Annotated in this window: 15 protein-coding genes; 4 read left to right on the top strand and 11 right to left on the bottom strand. The window is 64.5% G+C overall.

Annotation, left to right across the window (positions count from 1 at the left end; translation table 11 throughout):
- Positions 1 to 120: 120 nt before the first annotated feature.
- Positions 121 to 609 carry an iron response transcriptional regulator IrrA gene (gene irrA / locus I6F36_RS20175; protein WP_036009037.1) on the bottom strand — a complete coding sequence of 163 codons (489 nt, stop codon included), beginning with the start codon at positions 607 to 609 and terminating at the stop codon, positions 121 to 123.
- Positions 610 to 957: 348 nt separating this feature from the next.
- On the opposite strand from irrA, the gene fabA reads away from it, so the two are divergent.
- The 3 genes from fabA to fabI all read left to right on the top strand — a co-directional run bounded on the left by fabA (position 958) and on the right by fabI (position 3,679).
- The gene (gene fabA, locus I6F36_RS20170; RefSeq protein WP_036009034.1) at positions 958 to 1,479 is read left to right on the top strand and encodes a bifunctional 3-hydroxydecanoyl-ACP dehydratase/trans-2-decenoyl-ACP isomerase; all 522 of its coding nucleotides are present in this window, start codon (positions 958 to 960) and stop codon (positions 1,477 to 1,479) included.
- Between the two features lie 39 nt (positions 1,480 to 1,518).
- A complete protein-coding gene (gene fabB, locus I6F36_RS20165; RefSeq protein ID WP_036024480.1) occupies positions 1,519 to 2,742 on the top strand; it encodes a beta-ketoacyl-ACP synthase I in 1,224 nt (407 codons plus the stop codon).
- A 136-nt stretch (positions 2,743 to 2,878) separates the two neighbouring features.
- Positions 2,879 to 3,679 (top strand): enoyl-ACP reductase FabI, encoded by an 801-nt coding sequence (gene fabI / locus I6F36_RS20160; RefSeq protein ID WP_225128065.1) that lies wholly within the window; start codon positions 2,879 to 2,881, stop codon positions 3,677 to 3,679.
- 130 nt (positions 3,680 to 3,809) lie between these two features.
- Here fabI and I6F36_RS20155 read toward each other — a convergent pair whose 3' ends face one another.
- Genes I6F36_RS20155 through I6F36_RS20140 form a run of 4 tightly spaced genes read right to left on the bottom strand, consistent with a single transcriptional unit; the run spans position 3,810 to position 6,731 of the window.
- On the bottom strand, positions 3,810 to 4,406 hold the full coding sequence (locus tag I6F36_RS20155; protein ID WP_225128066.1) for a glutathione S-transferase family protein: 597 nt from the start codon (positions 4,404 to 4,406) through the stop codon (positions 3,810 to 3,812).
- Positions 4,407 to 4,418: 12 nt separating this feature from the next.
- The gene (locus tag I6F36_RS20150; protein ID WP_225128067.1) at positions 4,419 to 5,282 is read right to left on the bottom strand and encodes a hypothetical protein; all 864 of its coding nucleotides are present in this window, start codon (positions 5,280 to 5,282) and stop codon (positions 4,419 to 4,421) included.
- A gap of 47 nt (positions 5,283 to 5,329) precedes the next feature.
- Positions 5,330 to 5,797, bottom strand: a complete 468-nt coding sequence (locus I6F36_RS20145; RefSeq protein WP_225128068.1) for a GNAT family N-acetyltransferase — start codon at positions 5,795 to 5,797, stop codon at positions 5,330 to 5,332.
- A 7-nt stretch (positions 5,798 to 5,804) separates the two neighbouring features.
- A complete protein-coding gene (locus I6F36_RS20140) occupies positions 5,805 to 6,731 on the bottom strand; it encodes a hydrogen peroxide-inducible genes activator (RefSeq protein ID WP_036009013.1) in 927 nt (308 codons plus the stop codon).
- Between the two features lie 114 nt (positions 6,732 to 6,845).
- On the opposite strand from I6F36_RS20140, the gene katG reads away from it, so the two are divergent.
- Positions 6,846 to 9,020, top strand: coding sequence for a catalase/peroxidase HPI (katG, locus tag I6F36_RS20135; RefSeq protein ID WP_036009010.1), 2,175 nt, complete (start codon positions 6,846 to 6,848; stop codon positions 9,018 to 9,020).
- Between the two features lie 64 nt (positions 9,021 to 9,084).
- Here the strand turns inward: katG and I6F36_RS20130 are convergent, their stop codons facing one another.
- The 6 genes from I6F36_RS20130 to infB all read right to left on the bottom strand — a co-directional run bounded on the left by I6F36_RS20130 (position 9,085) and on the right by infB (position 17,243).
- Positions 9,085 to 9,816, bottom strand: a complete 732-nt coding sequence (locus tag I6F36_RS20130; RefSeq protein WP_275945398.1) for a superoxide dismutase — start codon at positions 9,814 to 9,816, stop codon at positions 9,085 to 9,087.
- 205 nt (positions 9,817 to 10,021) lie between these two features.
- Entirely contained in the window at positions 10,022 to 12,184 is a 2,163-nt protein-coding gene (gene pnp / locus I6F36_RS20125; RefSeq protein WP_225157641.1) for a polyribonucleotide nucleotidyltransferase, read from the bottom strand.
- A gap of 377 nt (positions 12,185 to 12,561) precedes the next feature.
- Positions 12,562 to 12,831 (bottom strand): 30S ribosomal protein S15, encoded by a 270-nt coding sequence (rpsO, locus tag I6F36_RS20120; RefSeq protein WP_008540131.1) that lies wholly within the window; start codon positions 12,829 to 12,831, stop codon positions 12,562 to 12,564.
- Positions 12,832 to 12,833: 2 nt separating this feature from the next.
- A complete protein-coding gene (truB, locus tag I6F36_RS20115; RefSeq protein WP_036009001.1) occupies positions 12,834 to 13,952 on the bottom strand; it encodes a tRNA pseudouridine(55) synthase TruB in 1,119 nt (372 codons plus the stop codon).
- Entirely contained in the window at positions 13,949 to 14,380 is a 432-nt protein-coding gene (gene rbfA / locus I6F36_RS20110; protein ID WP_036008998.1) for a 30S ribosome-binding factor RbfA, read from the bottom strand. Before rbfA ends, truB begins: the two co-directional genes overlap by 4 nt.
- Positions 14,381 to 14,537: 157 nt before the next feature.
- The gene (gene infB / locus I6F36_RS20105) at positions 14,538 to 17,243 is read right to left on the bottom strand and encodes a translation initiation factor IF-2 (protein ID WP_225128072.1); all 2,706 of its coding nucleotides are present in this window, start codon (positions 17,241 to 17,243) and stop codon (positions 14,538 to 14,540) included.
- Between the last annotated feature and the right edge of the window lie 26 nt (positions 17,244 to 17,269).

Genomic DNA, 17,269 nt, shown 5'->3' with positions numbered 1-17,269 from the left:
CACGCTCTTCTGACTAGTCCCAAAACGTGGATGGCCGGGACATAGGCGAGCGCAAGCGACGCCGTCCCTTTGGACGGCTATGCCCGGCCATGACGACCAAATCAGTGATGCAGGATTAGCTCAGCGCTTCTTGCGCAGGCGCACGACCATGTCGATGCGGGAGATCTCGTAGCCCTCGGGCACCTCCGGCATCTTGGACAGCGCCAGATGCGGATCCTCGATGTCGACCAGCTCGTGGCTGTTCTCGAGATAATAGTGGTGGTGGGTGGTGACGTTGGTGTCGAAATAGGTCTTCGTGCCGTCGACGCTGACCTGGCGCAGCAGGCCGGCATCGGTGAGCTGGTTCAGCGTGTTGTAGACGGTCGCCAGCGACACCGGGACCTTGGCGAGGGTGGCTTCCTCGTAGAGCATTTCAGCCGTGAGGTGGCGTGCGCCCTTGCCGAACAGCAGCCAGCCCAGCGCCATGCGCTGGCGCGTCGGCCGCAACCCCGCGGACTGCAGCATTTCGTTGACGTCGTGCCAGGGACACCCGGTCAGGGCCGGCTGGCGGCCGGACAGGAGGGCCGCGGCATGGTCGTCGTCGTGTTGGGACGCGGTATTCTCGTTCATTTCCAAGATTTCGGGCACGCGTGAACAATATCTCCCTGTAACATAAGAAGAGAAAGATGCAGATGCAAGTTTCTCGCAACTAGAGACGTTCTAATTAGGCTCGGAACCGGTTGGGGGAGCCCGTCATTTTACCTTCATCTCTGCGCTTTGCTACCCGAAATGGCCTGTGTTAGAGAGCGCGCGGTTCCGCTTAGCCGATTTTGGCGCAGCCGGGCATGGAGGTCCGGTTGGCAATCCATGCGAAGCTTGCGCAAGTCGCGGCCGGCGGTGGCGATTGGCGGTCCGATCGAGACGGGCCCATTTTCGCCAGGAACGCCGCTCAATCGGGATTTGAACAGAGGCTCGTGAATGCTGAACAGGCGCAACGGTTACGACTATGAAGATCTGCTGGCCTGTGCCCGCGGCGAGATGTTCGGCCCAGGCAACGCCCAGCTGCCGCTGCCGCCGATGCTGATGTTCGACCGCATCACCGACATCAACGACAATGGCGGTGAGTTCGGCAAGGGTCTGGTGCGCGCCGAGCTCGACGTGAAGCCCGACCTCTGGTTCTTCGGCTGCCATTTCAAGAACGATCCGGTCATGCCCGGCTGCCTCGGCCTCGATGCGCTGTGGCAGATGGTCGGCTTCTACCTCGGCTGGAGCGGGGGGGAAGGCCGCGGCCGGGCGCTTGGCCTGAGCGAGCTGAAGTTCGGCGGCCAGGTGCTGACCGACGCCCGCAAGGTTGTGTACAACGTCGATATCAAGCGCGTGATGCGTTCGAAGCTCGTGCTCGGCATCGCCGACGGGTGGCTTTCGGTCGATGACCAGATTATCTATCGCGCCAAGGATCTGAAGGTCGGCCTGTTCAAGCAGGGCACGAGCCTGGGCTGAGCGCATCACTAAGAAGACAACGATTGAGGCGAGGCTGTCATGAGGCGGGTTGTGGTCACCGGGATGGGCATCGTCTCGTCGATCGGAAACAACACCCAGGAAGTGCTTGCGAGCCTTCACGAGGCGAAGTCGGGCATTTCGCGGGCTGAGAAATATGCCGAGCTGGGCTTCCGTTCGCAGGTGCAAGGCGAGCCGTCGCTCGATCCGTCGACGGTGGTCGACCGCCGCGCGATGCGCTTCCTCGGCCAGGGCGCGGCGTGGAATCACATCGCCATGGAGCAGGCGATCCAGGATTCCGGCCTGTCGCCCGACGAAGTCTCCAACATCCGCACCGGCATCATCATGGGCTCCGGCGGCCCCTCGGCGCGCACCATCGTCGAAGCCGCCGACATCACCCGCTCCAAGGGACCGAAGCGCGTCGGCCCGTTTGCGGTGCCGAAGGCGATGTCCTCCACGGCATCCGCGACGCTCGCGACCTGGTTCAAGATCAAGGGCGTGAACTATTCGATCTCATCGGCCTGCGCGACCTCGAACCATTGCGTCGGCAATGCCTATGAGACCATCCAGATCGGCAAGCAGGACGTCATCTTCGCCGGCGGCTGCGAGGAGCTGGACTGGTCACTGTCGGTGCTGTTCGACGCCATGGGCGCGATGTCCTCGAAGTACAACGACACGCCGGCCACGGCCTCGCGTCCCTACGATCTCAATCGCGACGGCTTCGTCATCGCCGGCGGCGCCGGCGTGTTGGTGCTGGAAGAGCTCGAGCATGCCAAGGCGCGCGGCGCACGCATCTATGGCGAGGTGGTCGGTTATGGCGCGACCTCTGATGGCCACGACATGGTGGCGCCGTCGGGCGAAGGCGCCGAGCGCTGCATGCGCATGGCGATGTCGACGGTGAAGACCAAGGTCGACTACATCAACCCGCACGCGACCTCGACGCCGGCCGGCGATCCGCCGGAGATAGAGGCGATTCGCAAAGTATTCGGCGTCGGCGAGAAGTGCCCGCCGATCTCGGCGACCAAGGCGCTGACCGGCCATTCGCTCGGCGCCACCGGCGTGCAGGAAGCGATCTATTCGCTGCTGATGATGAACAACGGCTTCATCTGCGAGAGCGCGCACATCCAGGAGCTCGACCCCGTGTTCGCCGACATGCCGATCGTGCGCAAGCGCATCGACAACGCCAAGATCGGCACCGTGCTGTCGAACTCCTTCGGCTTCGGCGGCACCAACGCCACGCTGGTGTTCAGCCGGCTGGATGCGTGATCTCTGACTTTGTCATGCCCCGCGAAGGCGGGGCATCCAGTACGCCGCGGCTTCTCTATTTATCACGACGGTCTCTGGAATACTGGATCGCCCGCCTGCGCGGGCGATGACGTCGAAAATAGGAGCGATGGCGGCAATGGAAGCTTTGATGAAAGGCAAGCGCGGTCTGATCATGGGCATCGCCAATGATCATTCCATCGCCTGGGGCATGGCGCGGACGCTTCATGCCCATGGCGCCGAGCTTGCCTTCACCTTCCAGGGCGAGGCGCTCGGCAAGCGCGTCAAGCCGCTGGCGGAGCAGCTCGGCGTCGATCTGGTGCTGCCTTGCGACGTCGAGGACATCGCCAGCGTCGATGCCACCTTCGCGGTGCTCCGCGAAAAGTGGGGCAAGCTCGACTTCGTGATCCACGCGATCGGCTTTGCCGACAAGAACGAGCTGAAGGGCCGCTATGCCGACACCAGCCGCGAGAATTTCTCGCGCACCATGGTGATCTCCTGCTTCTCGTTCACGGAGGTCGCAAAACGCGCCGCCGAGCTGATGACGGAGGGGGGCAGCATGATCACGCTGACCTTCGGCGCCTCAGAGCGCGCGATGCCGAACTACAACGTGATGGGCGTGGCCAAGGCGGCGCTGGAGGCCTCCGTGCGCTATCTCGCCGCCGATTTCGGACCGCGCGGCATCCGCGTCAACGCGATCTCCGCCGGCCCCATCCGCACGCTCGCCGGCTCCGGCATCGGCGAGGCGCGGGCGATGTTCGCCTTCATGCAGAAGCATTCGCCGCTGCGCCGCGGCGTCACGCTCGACGACCTCGGCGGCTCGGCGCTATATCTGTTGTCGGATCTCTCCGGCGGGGTGACCGGCGAAGTCCATTATGTGGATTCCGGCTACAACGTCATCCTGATGCCGCGGCCGGATGATCTGAAGTCATCGGAATAGCTTCGTAGCCTGGATGGAGCGCAGCGAAATCCGGGACGGGCTCATCCGCGGATGCGATTGCCCCGGATTGCGCTGCGCTCCATCCGGGCTACTGCAGCTACTTCGCTTTGCCTACCCTACGAGAGCTTGCTTAACCCGCCGCGATCTTCTCCGCGCGCTGGAACGCCGGCCGCGCCGTGCAGCGCGCGAGGTAGGCGTCGAACGCGGGGCGCGACGGCACCATCTTGAACAGGCGCACCGCGAAATTCAGGCCGGAGCCGATGACGACGTCGGCTGCGGAAAATTCCCCGCCGAGAATCCACGGGCCCTTCTCGAGCGCGGCCTCCAGCACGTCGAACACCTGCGTCGCGCTGCCCCACGCCGCGGTCGAGGTCGGGATCTCGATCTTGGTGAAGATCTGGATAATGGCGGGCTCGATGCAGCCCGGCGAGAAGAACAGCCATTGCAGGTAGCGCGCCCGGCGCGGATCGGTCAGGGCTGGCGCGAGCTTGGTTTCGGGATAGCGGTCGGCGATGTAGGCGCAGATCGCCGCGGCTTCGGCGAGCGCGGCATCGCCGTCGGTCAGCGCCGGCACCTTGCCCATCGGATTGATCTTCAGATAGTCCGGCGCTTTCTGCGCGCCTGTCGAGATGTCGGTCAGCACGCGCTCATAGGGCAGGCCGCTCTCTTCCATCAGCCAGAGCGTCGTGAACGAGCGCGAGCGGGGCGACCAATAGAGTTTGATCATGGCGGCGAACCTTTATTGCTGGAGCAGCTGAGGTAGCGTTTTGTCGAGACTCGTCGTCAGCAGCGTGCGGACACCATCGCGCAGCGCTTGGTTGCCCGCCACCTCGTTGGCAGACGCCGGAAAGGCCGTCTCATCCAATTCCTTGTTGGGGCCGCTGATCGGGTTGATCCCGATCAAGCGTGATATCATGGGTTCGGCATCCGTTGACGCCGCGCCTTTCTTGACGACCTCGAACGACTGTCCGCCGTACACGGTGATATAGGTCAGCGCGAACAGGAAAGTGCGTCGCTTGATGGGATTGCCCCACTTCACGATGCCAAATCCTTCGACCGATTGATTCGTGTTGCTGAAGCCGTTCTGAAATCTCTCGACCAGGACATAGAGCTGACATTTGGTGCCTGCCGCGCTCTGCTGAACGAATTCCTGCCGCTCCTGGTTTCGTCTCAGCATCGGCGATCCGGATCCGCCGGCCTGCGTCCAGGCGCTCGGTGAATAAGCGAGGCGCTTGACAGATTTGCCGGCCGCGGCCGCGCGAACCCGCGACATGACGATGTCATCAAGTCCCCAGCCATCGATCGCGACGGGCACGTACTCGTTGCCAAACATGGTGAAGCCAACCTGCTGAACACCGAACCGGTTGCCGACGACGGAAATGAGACCAATCCCGCACGGTCCTGCATCCGCAGCGGCAGCCTGTTTGGAGCTCGGGGCGGCTTTGGGCGTGGTGCTCTTGGCTGGCCGAGCCGGCGATGGAGCGGATTGGGCCGCCGCGCCGGCGATGAGCCCTAACAGAAAGATCGTAGTCAAGCAGATGCGAAACATGGGACGGCTGATGCGGGTTGCGGCTTCCAGGATATTCTCATCGACGAGAGACATCTACTAGTGCGCGCCGATGACAACCGCAAGGTGAAGACCCGCTCGTCCTACCCGCCGCCTGGCCGTTGCCGCTTCCACCGATAACACTTCATCACGAACCCGTTCGACGGCTCGATCTCTTCCTTCTCGAGCACAAAGCCCTCGCGCTCGTACCAGCGCCAGGCCTTTTCGTTCTCGCGGACGCAGCGCAGATACATCTCGTCGGGCATTTGCGTGCGCGTGAAGGCGAGCAATTTCCGGCCGAGCGATCGGCCCTGATAGGCGGGCGCGACGAACAGCATGTCGAGATAGAGCTTCGGCAAATGCAGCGCGAGCATCGCTCCGATCGTGCCGCGATCGTCGGCGACGAACAGGCTCCAGCCGTTCTCGATCTCGCGCTTGATGCGCGCACGCAAATTGGCCAGCAGGAAGTCGCTGGCTTCGCCGAGCCCGGTCGAGACCCAGCTCTCCATCCAGACGCGGCCGATCTCATCGTATTCGTCGGAGCGGGCGAGGCGGATGACCGGATGCGACATGAGCCAGTCAAGCCTTCTGGCCGCGCAGGGATTGCCGCGCGCGCACCTTGCCCGCGGACAGGCACACCACCTCGGAGATCTGCAGCAGCTGCCGCGACAGCGGGCTGGTCTTGCGCCAGACCATGCCGATGGTGCGCGACGGCTCGGGGTCGCGGAAGCGCGCCAGCGAGACCGAGGCGGAGCGCGTCTCCACCGGCACCGCCATCTCCGGGATCAACGTGACGCCGATGCCGGCGCTGACCATCTGCACCAGCGTCGATAGCGAGTTCGCATCGAGCATCTCGCGCGGCGGCGCGGCCTGCATGTTGCAGAAGGAGAGCGCCTGGTCGCGGAAACAGTGCCCTTCCTCGAGCAGCAGAAGCCGCATCTCGCGCATCATCTCGCGCGACGGCACCGGCGTGCCTTCATCGGCGCCCGGCCGCACCAGCAGAAACTTCTCCTCGAACAGCGCGACCTCGGTGAGCGAGGGCTCCGACACCGGCAGCGCCACGATGGCGGTGTCGAGCCGGCCCTCCACCAGCTCCTGGATCAGCCGCGGCGTCATGGTCTCGCGCACGCGGATGTCGAGCTCCGGGTGCATGCGCGTGAGGTTCTTGGTGATCTTGGGCAGCAAATAGGGCGCGATGGTCGGGATCATGCCGATGCGCAGGCGGCCGGCGAAGCGGTCCTGCGAAGCGCGCGCGAAATCGCCGAGCTCGTCGACCGAGCGCAGGATGTCGCGGACCCGTTGCGCCAGCTCCTCGCCGAACCGGGTCAGCGCGACCTGGCGCGCGCTGCGCTCCAGCAACAGGCCGCCGAGCGTCTCCTCCAGTTCCTTGATCTGCATCGACAGCGCCGGCTGCGAGATCGAGCAGGCCTCGGCGGCACGGCCGAAATGGCCGTGGCGCGCCAGCGCATCGAAATACCGGAGCTGGCGCAGCGTCAGATTGATCATCAGAAAATCCTATCGCAGCGATCACTAAAGTCAACTTCCCCTGATAGGACGCGACGCTTAGAGTGGTTCTACCTGGCCAAGGGCGCGAGTTCGACGCCGCCAGAGGAGGTATTCATGGACGACACTTCGAAGTGCCCGTTTTCGGGCGGAAAACCCACGCGCTCAAACCGCGATTGGTGGCCGACGCAGCTCAACATCGAGGTGCTGCACAAGAATTCCGACAAGTCCGATCCGATGGACAAGGACTTCGATTACGCCAAGGAGTTCAAGTCGCTCGACCTGAACGCGGTCATCAAGGACCTGACCGCGTTGATGACGGATTCTCAGGAATGGTGGCCGGCCGACTTCGGCCACTATGGCGGCCTCATGATCCGCATGGCCTGGCACAGCGCCGGCACCTATCGCACCACCGACGGCCGCGGCGGCGCCGGCGCCGGTCAGCAGCGTTTCGCCCCGCTCAACAGCTGGCCCGACAACGCCAATCTCGACAAGGCGCGCCGTCTGCTCTGGCCGATCAAGCAGAAATACGGCCAGAAGATTTCCTGGGCCGACCTGATGGTGCTCGCCGGCAACGTCGCGCTCGAATCGATGGGCTTCAAGACCTTTGGTTTCGCCGGCGGTCGCGTCGACGTCTGGGAGCCGGAAGAGCTCTATTGGGGGCCGGAAGGCACCTGGCTCGGTGATGAGCGCTACAGCGGCGAGCGCCAGCTCGCCGAGCCGCTCGGCGCGGTGCAGATGGGCCTCATCTACGTCAATCCGGAAGGCCCGAACGGCAAGCCGGATCCGGTCGCCGCGGCCAAGGACATCCGCGAGACCTTCGCCCGCATGGCGATGAACGACGAGGAGACCGTCGCGCTGATCGCTGGCGGCCACAGCTTCGGCAAGACCCATGGCGCCGGCGATCCCTCGCTGGTCGGTCCAGAACCGGAAGCCGGTGCGCTTGAAGACCAGGGCCTCGGCTGGAAGAGCAAGCATGGGGCGGGCCACTCCGCCGACTCCATCACCAGCGGTCTGGAAGTGACCTGGACGAAGACGCCGACGAAGTGGAGCAACAACTTCTTCGAAAATCTCTTCAACTTCGAATGGGAGCTGACGAAGAGCCCGGCCGGCGCTCAGCAATGGACCGCCAAGAACGCCGAAGCGATCATTCCGGACGCGTTCGATCCGTCGAAGAAGCATCGGCCGACCATGCTGACGACCGACCTCTCGCTGCGCTTCGATCCCGCATATGAGAAGATCTCGCGTCGCTTCCTGGAGAACCCGGATCAGTTCGCGGACGCCTTCGCCCGTGCCTGGTTCAAGCTCACCCATCGCGACATGGGTCCGATCCAGCGCTATCTCGGCCCGCTGGTGCCGAAGGAGACGCTGATCTGGCAGGATCCGATCCCCGCCGTGAACCACGAGCTGGTCAGTGAGCAGGACATCGCGGCCCTCAAGTCGAAGATCCTGGCCTCGGGCCTGACGGTGCCGGAGTTGGTCTCGACGGCCTGGGCCTCGGCCTCGACGTTCCGCGGCTCGGACAAGCGCGGCGGCGCCAACGGTGCGCGCATCCGCCTTGCTCCGCAGAAGGACTGGGAGGTCAACGAGCCGGCTCAGCTCGCCAAGGTGCTCGGCAAGCTCGAAGCGATCCAGAAGGACTTCAACGCCTCATCCGGCGCCAAGAAGGTCTCGCTCGCCGACCTGATCGTGCTCGGCGGCACCGCCGCCGTCGAGAAGGCTGCCAAGGATGCCGGCGTCGACGTCAAGGTCGGCTTCACGCCGGGCCGCATGGATGCTTCGCAGGAGCAGACCGATGCGGCCTCCTTCGCCCCGCTGGAGCCGCGAGCCGATGGCTTCCGCAACTACATCGGCAAGCGGCATCAGTTCATGCAGCCCGAAGAGGCCCTCGTCGACCGCGCCCAGCTGCTGCGGCTGACCGGTCCGGAGATGACGGTGCTGGTCGGTGGCCTGCGTGTGCTCGGCGCCAATGCCGGCGGGTTGAAGCACGGCGTCTTCACCTCGAAGGTGGGAACGCTAAGCAACGACTATTTCGTCAACCTGCTCGACATGAGCACGCAGTGGGCACCGCCCGGTGCGGACGGCGTCTACGAAGGCCGCGACCGCAAGACCAACACCGTCAAGTGGACCGCAACGCGCGTCGATCTGATCTTCGGCTCGCACTCGCAGCTTCGCGCCTTCGCCGAGGTCTATGCCACCTCGGACTCCAAGGAGAAGTTCGTGAAGGACTTTGCGAAAGCCTGGACCAAGGTGATGAACCTCGACCGCTACGACATCGCGGCGCGATCCTGATCGGGGGCCCGCAAACAAAAGGGCGGCCGAGAGGCCGCCCTTTTTTCATCATCCCGGATCGGCGTTACACGTCGAGTGTGCCGGCCTTCGCGGCAGCGTAGCGCTCGCCCACCGCCTTCCAGTTCACCGTATTCCACCATGCCTTGAGATAATCGGCGCGCCGGTTCTGGTAGTTCAGATAGTAGGCGTGCTCCCAGACGTCATTGCCGAGCAGCGCCCGCTTGCCGTCCATCATCGGATTGTCCTGGTTGGGTCGCGTTTCGATGGCGAGCTTGCCATCCTTGCTGACAGTCACGAACACCCAGCCCGAGCCGAAGACCCGTCCGCCGGCAGCGTTGAAGTCGGCTTGCAATTTCTCCATGCCACCGAGATCGCTGTCGATCGCGGCGAGCAGGGCGCCTTCCGGCTTGCCGCCGTTCGGTCCCATGATCTGCCAGAACATCGTGTGGTTGGCGTGGCCTCCCATGTTGTTGCGGACGCCGGTGCGGATCGCGTCGGGTACGGCGCCGAGATTGCCGAGCACCTCGCCGACCGGCTTTCCAGCGATCTGCGGATTGTCCTTCGCGAAATTGTTCAGGTTGGTAATGAACGCCTGGTGATGGCGGCCGTGATGAATCTCCATCGTCTTGGCATCGATATGCGGTTCCAACGCGTTCGGCGGATAGGCCAGCGGATCGAGTTTGAACGGCCCTGTGGGCGCCATGGCCGCCTGCGCAAACGCCAAGCGCGGGGCAGCGGCGGCCGCAACGAGGCCGGTGGCTGCGAACATGAGACGGCGCCGGGATATGGATGACATCTGGTTCTCCTGTCTGGGACGATCCGCTGAGTGAAGCGTATGGCGGTAGACGTAGATACGCGGTTGCAGCCACTGCGGGTTTCGAACGAAGTGGCTGTGATGGTGCGACGGAATCGCGCATGGCGTTCGACGAAGCAGGTAGCAAACGGCCAAAAAAAGAAGGGCGGCCTTTCGGCCGCCCTTGGTGTTCAGATGTTCCGAGAGGTTACTCGCCGGCGGCTTCGCGCGGGGCCTTTTCGCCCTCGGCGGCCTTCTCCTTGCCCTCGAGATCCTCACCGGTGGTCTGGTCGACCACCTTCATCGACAGGCGGGTCTTGCCGCGATCGTCGAAGCCGAGCAGCTTGACCTTGACCTTGTCGCCTTCCTTGACGACGTCGGAGGTCTTCTGCACGCGGTTGGCCGCGAGCTGGCTGATGTGGACGAGACCATCCTTGGAACCGAAGAAGTTCACGAAGGCGCCGAACTCCATCACCTTGACGACAGTGCCGTCATAGATCTGGCCGACTTCCGGATCGGACGCGATCGACTTGATCCACTTGATCGCCGCCTTCATCGCCTCGCCGTCGCTGGAGGCGACCTTCACGGTGCCGTCATCCTCGATGTTGACCTTGGCGCCGGTCTTCTCGACGATCTCGCGGATCACCTTGCCGCCGGTGCCGATCACCTCGCGGATCTTGTCGGTGGCGATCTTGAAGGTCTCGATGCGCGGCGCATATTCGCCCAGCTCGGCGCGGGCCGCGGTGAGGGCCTTGGCCATCTCGCCGAGGATATGGATGCGGCCGTCCTTGGCCTGAGCCAGCGCGACCTTCATGATCTCTTCGGTGATGCCCTCGATCTTGATGTCCATCTGGAGCGAGGTGATGCCCGCTTCCGTGCCGGCGACCTTGAAGTCCATGTCGCCGAGATGGTCCTCGTCGCCGAGGATGTCCGAGAGAACCGCAAAGCGCTTGTCTTCGAGGATCAGGCCCATCGCGATGCCGGCGGTCGGCCGCTTCAGCGGCACGCCCGCATCCATCAGCGCCAGCGAGGCGCCGCAGACCGAAGCCATCGAGGACGAGCCGTTGGACTCGGTGATCTCCGACACCACGCGCGTGGTGTAGGGGAATTCATGGTGCGGCGGCAGCACCGGACGAATCGCGCGCCAGGCCAGCTTGCCGTGGCCGATCTCGCGGCGCTTGGTGCCGCCGAGGCGGCCGGTCTCGCCGACCGAATAGGGCGGGAAGTTGTAGTGCAGCAGGAACGTTTCCTTGTAGGTTCCGGACAGCGCGTCGATGTACTGCTCGTCCTCGCCGGTGCCGAGCGTGGTCACGACCATCGCCTGGGTCTCGCCGCGGGTGAACAGCGCCGAGCCGTGGGCGCGGGGCAGCACGCCGACTTCGGCGACGATGTTGCGCACCGTCTTGCTGTCGCGGCCGTCGATGCGCTTGCCGGTATCGAGGATATTCCAGCGAACGATCTTGGCCTCGAGCTCCTTGAACACGCCGGCGACACGGAGCTTGTCGTATTTCGGCTCCTGGCCCTCCGGGAAGTAGTGGGCCATCACCTTTTCCTTGGCGACGCCGACGGCGGCATAACGCTGCTGCTTGATCGGAATCGCATAGGCGGCGCGCAGCTCCTGCTCGACCAGGCCGAGCATCTCCTTCTCGAGTGCGGCGTTGTCGATGACGGTGACTTCGCGCGGCTCCTTGGCGGCCTTCTCGGCGAGCTCGATGATCGCGTTGATGACAGGCTGGAAGTGGCGGTGACCGAACATCACCGCGCCGAGCATGATGTCTTCGTTCAGTTCCTTGGCTTCCGATTCCACCATCAGCACGGCGTCGGCAGTGCCGGCGACGACGAGGTCGAGCTGGGTGTCGACCATCTCGTCGAGCGTCGGATTGAGAATGAACTCGTCATTGGCGAAGCCGACGCGGGCCGCGCCGATCGGGCCCTTGAACGGCACGCCGGACAGCGTCAGCGCCGCGGAGGCTGCGACCATCGCCACGACGTCGGGATCGTTCTCCATGTCGTGCGACAGCACGGTGACGATCACCTGGGTCTCGTTACGCCAGCCGTCGACGAATAGCGGGCGGATCGGTCGGTCGATCAGGCGGGAGACCAGCGTCTCCTTCTCGGTCGGACGGCCCTCGCGCTTGAAATAGCCGCCGGGAATGCGGCCCGCAGCGTAGGCCTTTTCCTGGTAATCGACGGTCAGCGGCAGGAAGTCGACGCCCTCGCGCGGCGCCTTCGCCGCGACGACGGTGGCGAGCACCACGGTCTCGCCATAGGTGGCGACGACGGCGCCGTCGGCCTGGCGGGCGATCTTGCCGGTTTCGAGCTTGAGTGGGCGTCCGCCCCAGTCGATCTCGACTGAATGCTTATTGAACATAGAGGTCTTCTTTCATGGGTTCTCGAAAGAAGGGACGGCTCTCGAAAAACAAAAACCATGCGCAAGATTGCGGGACGCTGATCGGAGCGGATGATCAGCGTCCTGCGATCCTGCCATGGTTTTTGGATGTCGGATGGCGTCCATCCTTTCGGGTCATACGGGCGCCTTGCCCGTTGTGCCCAGCCGCCGGATTGCTGCTGGACTGTCAGTCGGCACGAATGCAAACACCGAAACTTCGATCTTCGCTCATCATGCCCGGACGCGAATCAACAATCCGCATCCGACGCGCACGCAACCTCGATCAAAAAGCTTAAAAACAAGCGCTTTCGTTCGAAACCACGCGCGAAAACGCGCGCCGGTGGCGCGCGCAGGAACTCTTAACGACGGATATTGTGCTTCTCGAGCAGCGCCTTGTACCGCGCCTCGTCCTTCTTCTTGAGGTAGTCGAGGAGCGAGCGGCGGGTCGAGACCAGCTTCAAGAGGCCGCGACGCGAATGGTTGTCCTTCACGTGGGTCTTGAAATGGTTGGTGAGGTTGTTGATGCGTTCCGACAGGATCGCGACCTGAACCTCGGGCGAGCCGGTGTCGCCGGCCTTGGTGGCATTCGTCTTGATGACTTCCGCTTTGCGTTCTGCGGCAATCGACATCGTCAATTTCTCTCGTTGCGACCGGGGCTGGCAGTCAGGCCGGTCAGGTTGAACACACGCTTGGGGATGATTTCGCCATTGCCAACTTCGGCAAGCGCCAAAAGACGGCCTGCCACCGTGACATAGACTGTGCCGCTACAAGTGGGCGCATCCCGTCCGCGCAACAAAACGGCCTGGCCCCGATGGAGCCTTGCCGCATCAGCCCGAGTGACGGCCAGTGCCGGGATGTCGTCCAGCGCGGTCTCAACGGGCAAAAGCGCGTCGGCGAGGCTGCCCTCGCCGGACGCGGCTCTATCGCACAAAGCCTCCAACTGATCCAGCGGAATCATGTCGTTTTCGCCAAATGGGCCGACCAGGGTCCGCCTCAGCGCGCAGATATGGCCGTAAGTGCCGAGAATCCGGCCCATATCGCGGGCGAGCGCCCGCACATAGGTGCCCTTGCCGCATTCGGCCTCGAACACGGCCCGGTCGTTATCTGGTTGATCGACAAGGGTTAAATGGTGAATCTCGACCGGGCGGGGCGCCAGTTCCACAACCTCGCCGTCGCGGGCGAGATCATAGGCGCGCTCGCCCTGGACCTTGATCGCCGAATAGCGCGGCGGGATCTGCTCGATCACCCCGGTGAAGCGGGGCAGCAGCGCCAGGATCGCCTCCCGGCTCGGGCGCTGGTCCGAGGTCGCGGTCACCCGGCCCTCGATGTCGTCGGTGTCGCGCTCCTCGCCCCAGCAGACCGTGAAGCGGTAGCGCTTGCGGCCGTCCATCACGAAGGGGACGGTCTTGGTGGCTTCCCCGAGCGCGATCGGCAAGCCCCCCGAGGCGAGCGGATCGAGCGTGCCGGCGTGTCCGGCGCGCTTGGCGTTGAACAGGCGCTTGAGCACGGCGACGGCCTGCGTCGAGGTCATGCCGATCGGCTTGTCGAGCACGACCCAGCCATGGACGTCGCGGCGGTCGCGGCGGACCTGGTTGCCCTTCTGCTGCTTGGCGCGCGGATCGTTGTTGACGCGGCGCGGCTCCTGATGCGGCTGCGAATTGCCGCCCATCTCCGCGAAATCGTTGGTCTGCGCGTCGCGCTGATCGGTGTCGTTGCCGCCGATCGTGCCGTGAGCGGGGTCCATGGTCATTGCTCTTCTTCCCGATCCGAATGCGGATCCTGTTCCAAATCCTTCTGCACCGCAGGCGTTCGCAAAAGCTTCTCGATCCGTTCCGCTTCGTCGAATCGTTCGTCGACGCGGAAGCGAATGTCAGGTGCAAATTTCAGGTTAACGCGCCGCGCGACCTCGCCGCGCAAGAACTTCTTGTTGCGCTCGAGCGCAGCGATGACGATCTCGGTGTCGCGGCCACCGAGCGGCATCACGTAGACCGTCGCGAGCTTCAGGTCGGGCGACATCCGCACCTCCGGCACGGTGATGATGTGACCTTCGAGGTCGGCATCATGCACATTGCCTTGCGCCAGAATATCGGCCATCGCGTGGCGAACCTGCTCGCCGACGCGCAGCTGACGCTGCGAGCCGCCGGGCGCGGAACTCTTCTTCTGATGATGCCGTGGCATTTTTTCGAAAATCACCTCGTCATGCCCGCATCTGGGACACGGGCATTGTCATTTGTCCTGTTGAAACGAAGAGGGGGTGGATGGCCGGAAAAAACCGGCCATCGCACTCCCGCAATCTCAGTTCAAAAAGATCCGAACGCTTCGGTAAGATTTGGACTTACAGGGAGCGCTGGATCGTCTCCACGCGATAACACTCGATCACGTCACCGGCACGCATGTCGTGGTAGTTCTCGAAGGCCATGCCGCATTCCTGGCCGGATTGGACTTCCTTCACTTCGTCCTTGAAGCGCTTCAGCGTCGACAGCTTGCCTTCGTGCACGACGACGTTGTCGCGGATCAGGCGCACATTGGCGCCGCGTTCCACGGTGCCATCGGTGACGCGGCAGCCGGCAACCTTGCCGACCTTGGAGATGTTGAAGATCTCCAGGATTTCGGCATTGCCCAGCATGGTTTCGCGCAAGGTCGGCGCGAGCAGACCGCTCATCGCCTTCTTCACGTCGTCCACGAGGTCGTAGATGATGTTGTAGTAGCGGATCTCGATGCCGTTGCGCTTGGCGGCCGCAGCGGCCTCCTTGTTGGCGCGAACCGAGAAGCCGATGATCGCGGCGTTGAAGCCTTCGGCCAGCGTCACGTCGGATTCCGAGATGCCGCCGACGCCGGCATGCAGGATGCGGGCGGCGACCTCGTCGGTGCCGAGCTTCTCCAGCGAGCCGAGGATGGCTTCCAGCGAGCCCTGCACGTCGGCCTTGACGATCAGCGGGAATTCCTTGCGGCCCGCCGTCTTCAATTGCGACATCATCTGCTCGAGCGAGCCGCGCATGCCGGAGATCGAGGCTGCCGCGTTCTCGCGCTTCTGGTGCGCGCGGTAGCTGGTGACCTGGCGGGCGCGGGCTTCGTTCTCGACCACCGCGAGACGATCGCCGGCCTCGGGCGGGCCGTTGAAGCCGAGCACCTCGACCGGCACCGAGGGGCCGGCCTCCTGCACGGTCTCGCCCTGATCGGAGATCAGCGCGCGGACGCGGCCCATTTCGGCACCGGCGACGATGATGTCGCCGACGCGAAGCGTGCCGCGCTGCACCAGCACGGTCGCGACCGGACCGCGGCCGCGATCGAGCTTGGCCTCGATCACGGTGCCTTCGGCGGGACGCTCCGAATTGGTCTTCAGGTCGAGGATTTCGGCCTGCAGCGCGATCATCTCGAGCAGCTTGTCGAGATTGGTCTTGTTCTTGGCGGACACCTCGACGTCGACGACTTCGCCGCCGAAGGATTCCACCTGCACCTCGTGCTGGAGCAGCTCGGTGCGCACGCGCTCGGGCTTGGCATCGGGCTTGTCGATCTTGTTGATGGCAACGATGATCGGCACGCCGGCCGCCTTGGCGTGATTGATGGCTTCGACCGTCTGCGGCATCACGCCGTCATCGGCCGCGACCACCAGCACGACGATGTCGGTGACCTTGGCGCCGCGGGCGCGCATCGCGGTGAACGCTGCGTGGCCGGGCGTGTCGATGAACGTGATCTTCTTGCCGGTTTCAGGCGATGTCACCTGATAGGCGCCGATGTGCTGGGTGATGCCGCCGGCTTCGCCGGAGACCACGTTGGCGTGACGGAGCGCGTCGAGCAGCGAGGTCTTGCCGTGGTCGACGTGACCCATGACGGTCACCACGGGCGAACGGGTCTCGGTGTCGGTCGAATCGTCGGTCGCGTCGAACAGACCTTCTTCAACGTCGGAGGCGGCAACGCGCTTGACGGTGTGGCCGAGCTCTTCGGCAATCAGCTGCGCGGTGTCGGCGTCGATCACGTCGGTGATCTTGTGCATCGCGCCCTGCTTCATCAGCATGCGGATGACGTCGACCGCGCGCTCGGACATGCGGTTGGCGAGTTCCTGGATGGTGATCGCTTCCGGAATGACCACTTCACGGATGAGCTTTTCCTTGGGCTCGTTCGAGGCGTGGCCCTTCAGGCGCTGGGTGCGGCGGCGGAACGAGGCGATCGAGCGCTCGCGCACCTCATCGGCATTGAGCGCGGTGACGACGGTCAGGCGGCCGCGCTCCTTCTGCGGGCCGGGCTTGTGGGTGGGCTTGGGGGCTACCACGGGACGCGCGGCGCCGCCGGGACCGCGGCGGATCTGGCGCGGCGCCTCGTCGTCGTCAGCTTCGGCCGCAACGGCGGGGCCGCGGCCAGCCGGTCCACCCGGACGCTGCGCGGTCGTGGTTGCAGGGCGCGCCGTCGTGGTTCCCGGACGTGCTGTGGTGGTGGTCCCAGGCCGGGACGCAGGCGCACCGGGGCGCGGTGCGGAGGCGGCCGGTGCCGCGGCGGCGGGACGCGGTGCGGACGGCTGCTCGCCTTCGCCAAAACGCTTCTTGGCCTCGGTCTCGGCCTTCCGCTTGGCTTCGTCCTCGTGACGGTGGCGCTCTTCCTCGGCCTTGCGGCGGGATTCGGCGGCTTCGCGCTCGGCGCGCTCGGCAGCCTCACGGGCGGCGCGGCGCTGGGCCTCTTCCTCGGCCTGGCGGCGTTCCTCGACCTCGCGCAGCTTGGCGTCGGCGAGCGCGCTGGCACGGGCCGAACGCTCATCCTCGGTGAGGGTGCGAAGCACCACGCCGGAACCGGCGTTGCGCGGCGGGGGCGGAGCCGGACGCGGCGGCGCGGCGGGTGCGGCCGGCGCCGGCTTTGCCGTCACCTCGGGCGCGTGCGGCTCGGGTCCATCGCCAATGCGGCGCTTGCCGCGCTTCTCGACCACGACCTGCTTGCTGCGGCCATGGCTGAAGCTCTGGCGCACGGTGCCCGTTTCGACGCGCGGCTTGAGCGATAGCGTCTTGCTCGGAACGCTCAGCTTCTTGTCGCCAGGGGTCTTGGTATCAACCATTCAGCAGTCCTAATCCTGATTTATCA

The organism is Bradyrhizobium sp. BRP19, from assembly GCF_020194195.1.
GTDB classification, from domain to species: domain Bacteria; phylum Pseudomonadota; class Alphaproteobacteria; order Rhizobiales; family Xanthobacteraceae; genus Bradyrhizobium; species Bradyrhizobium yuanmingense.
The sequence above is the reverse complement of the archived record's forward strand: the minus strand, read 5'-3'. Positions and strand labels throughout refer to the sequence as shown.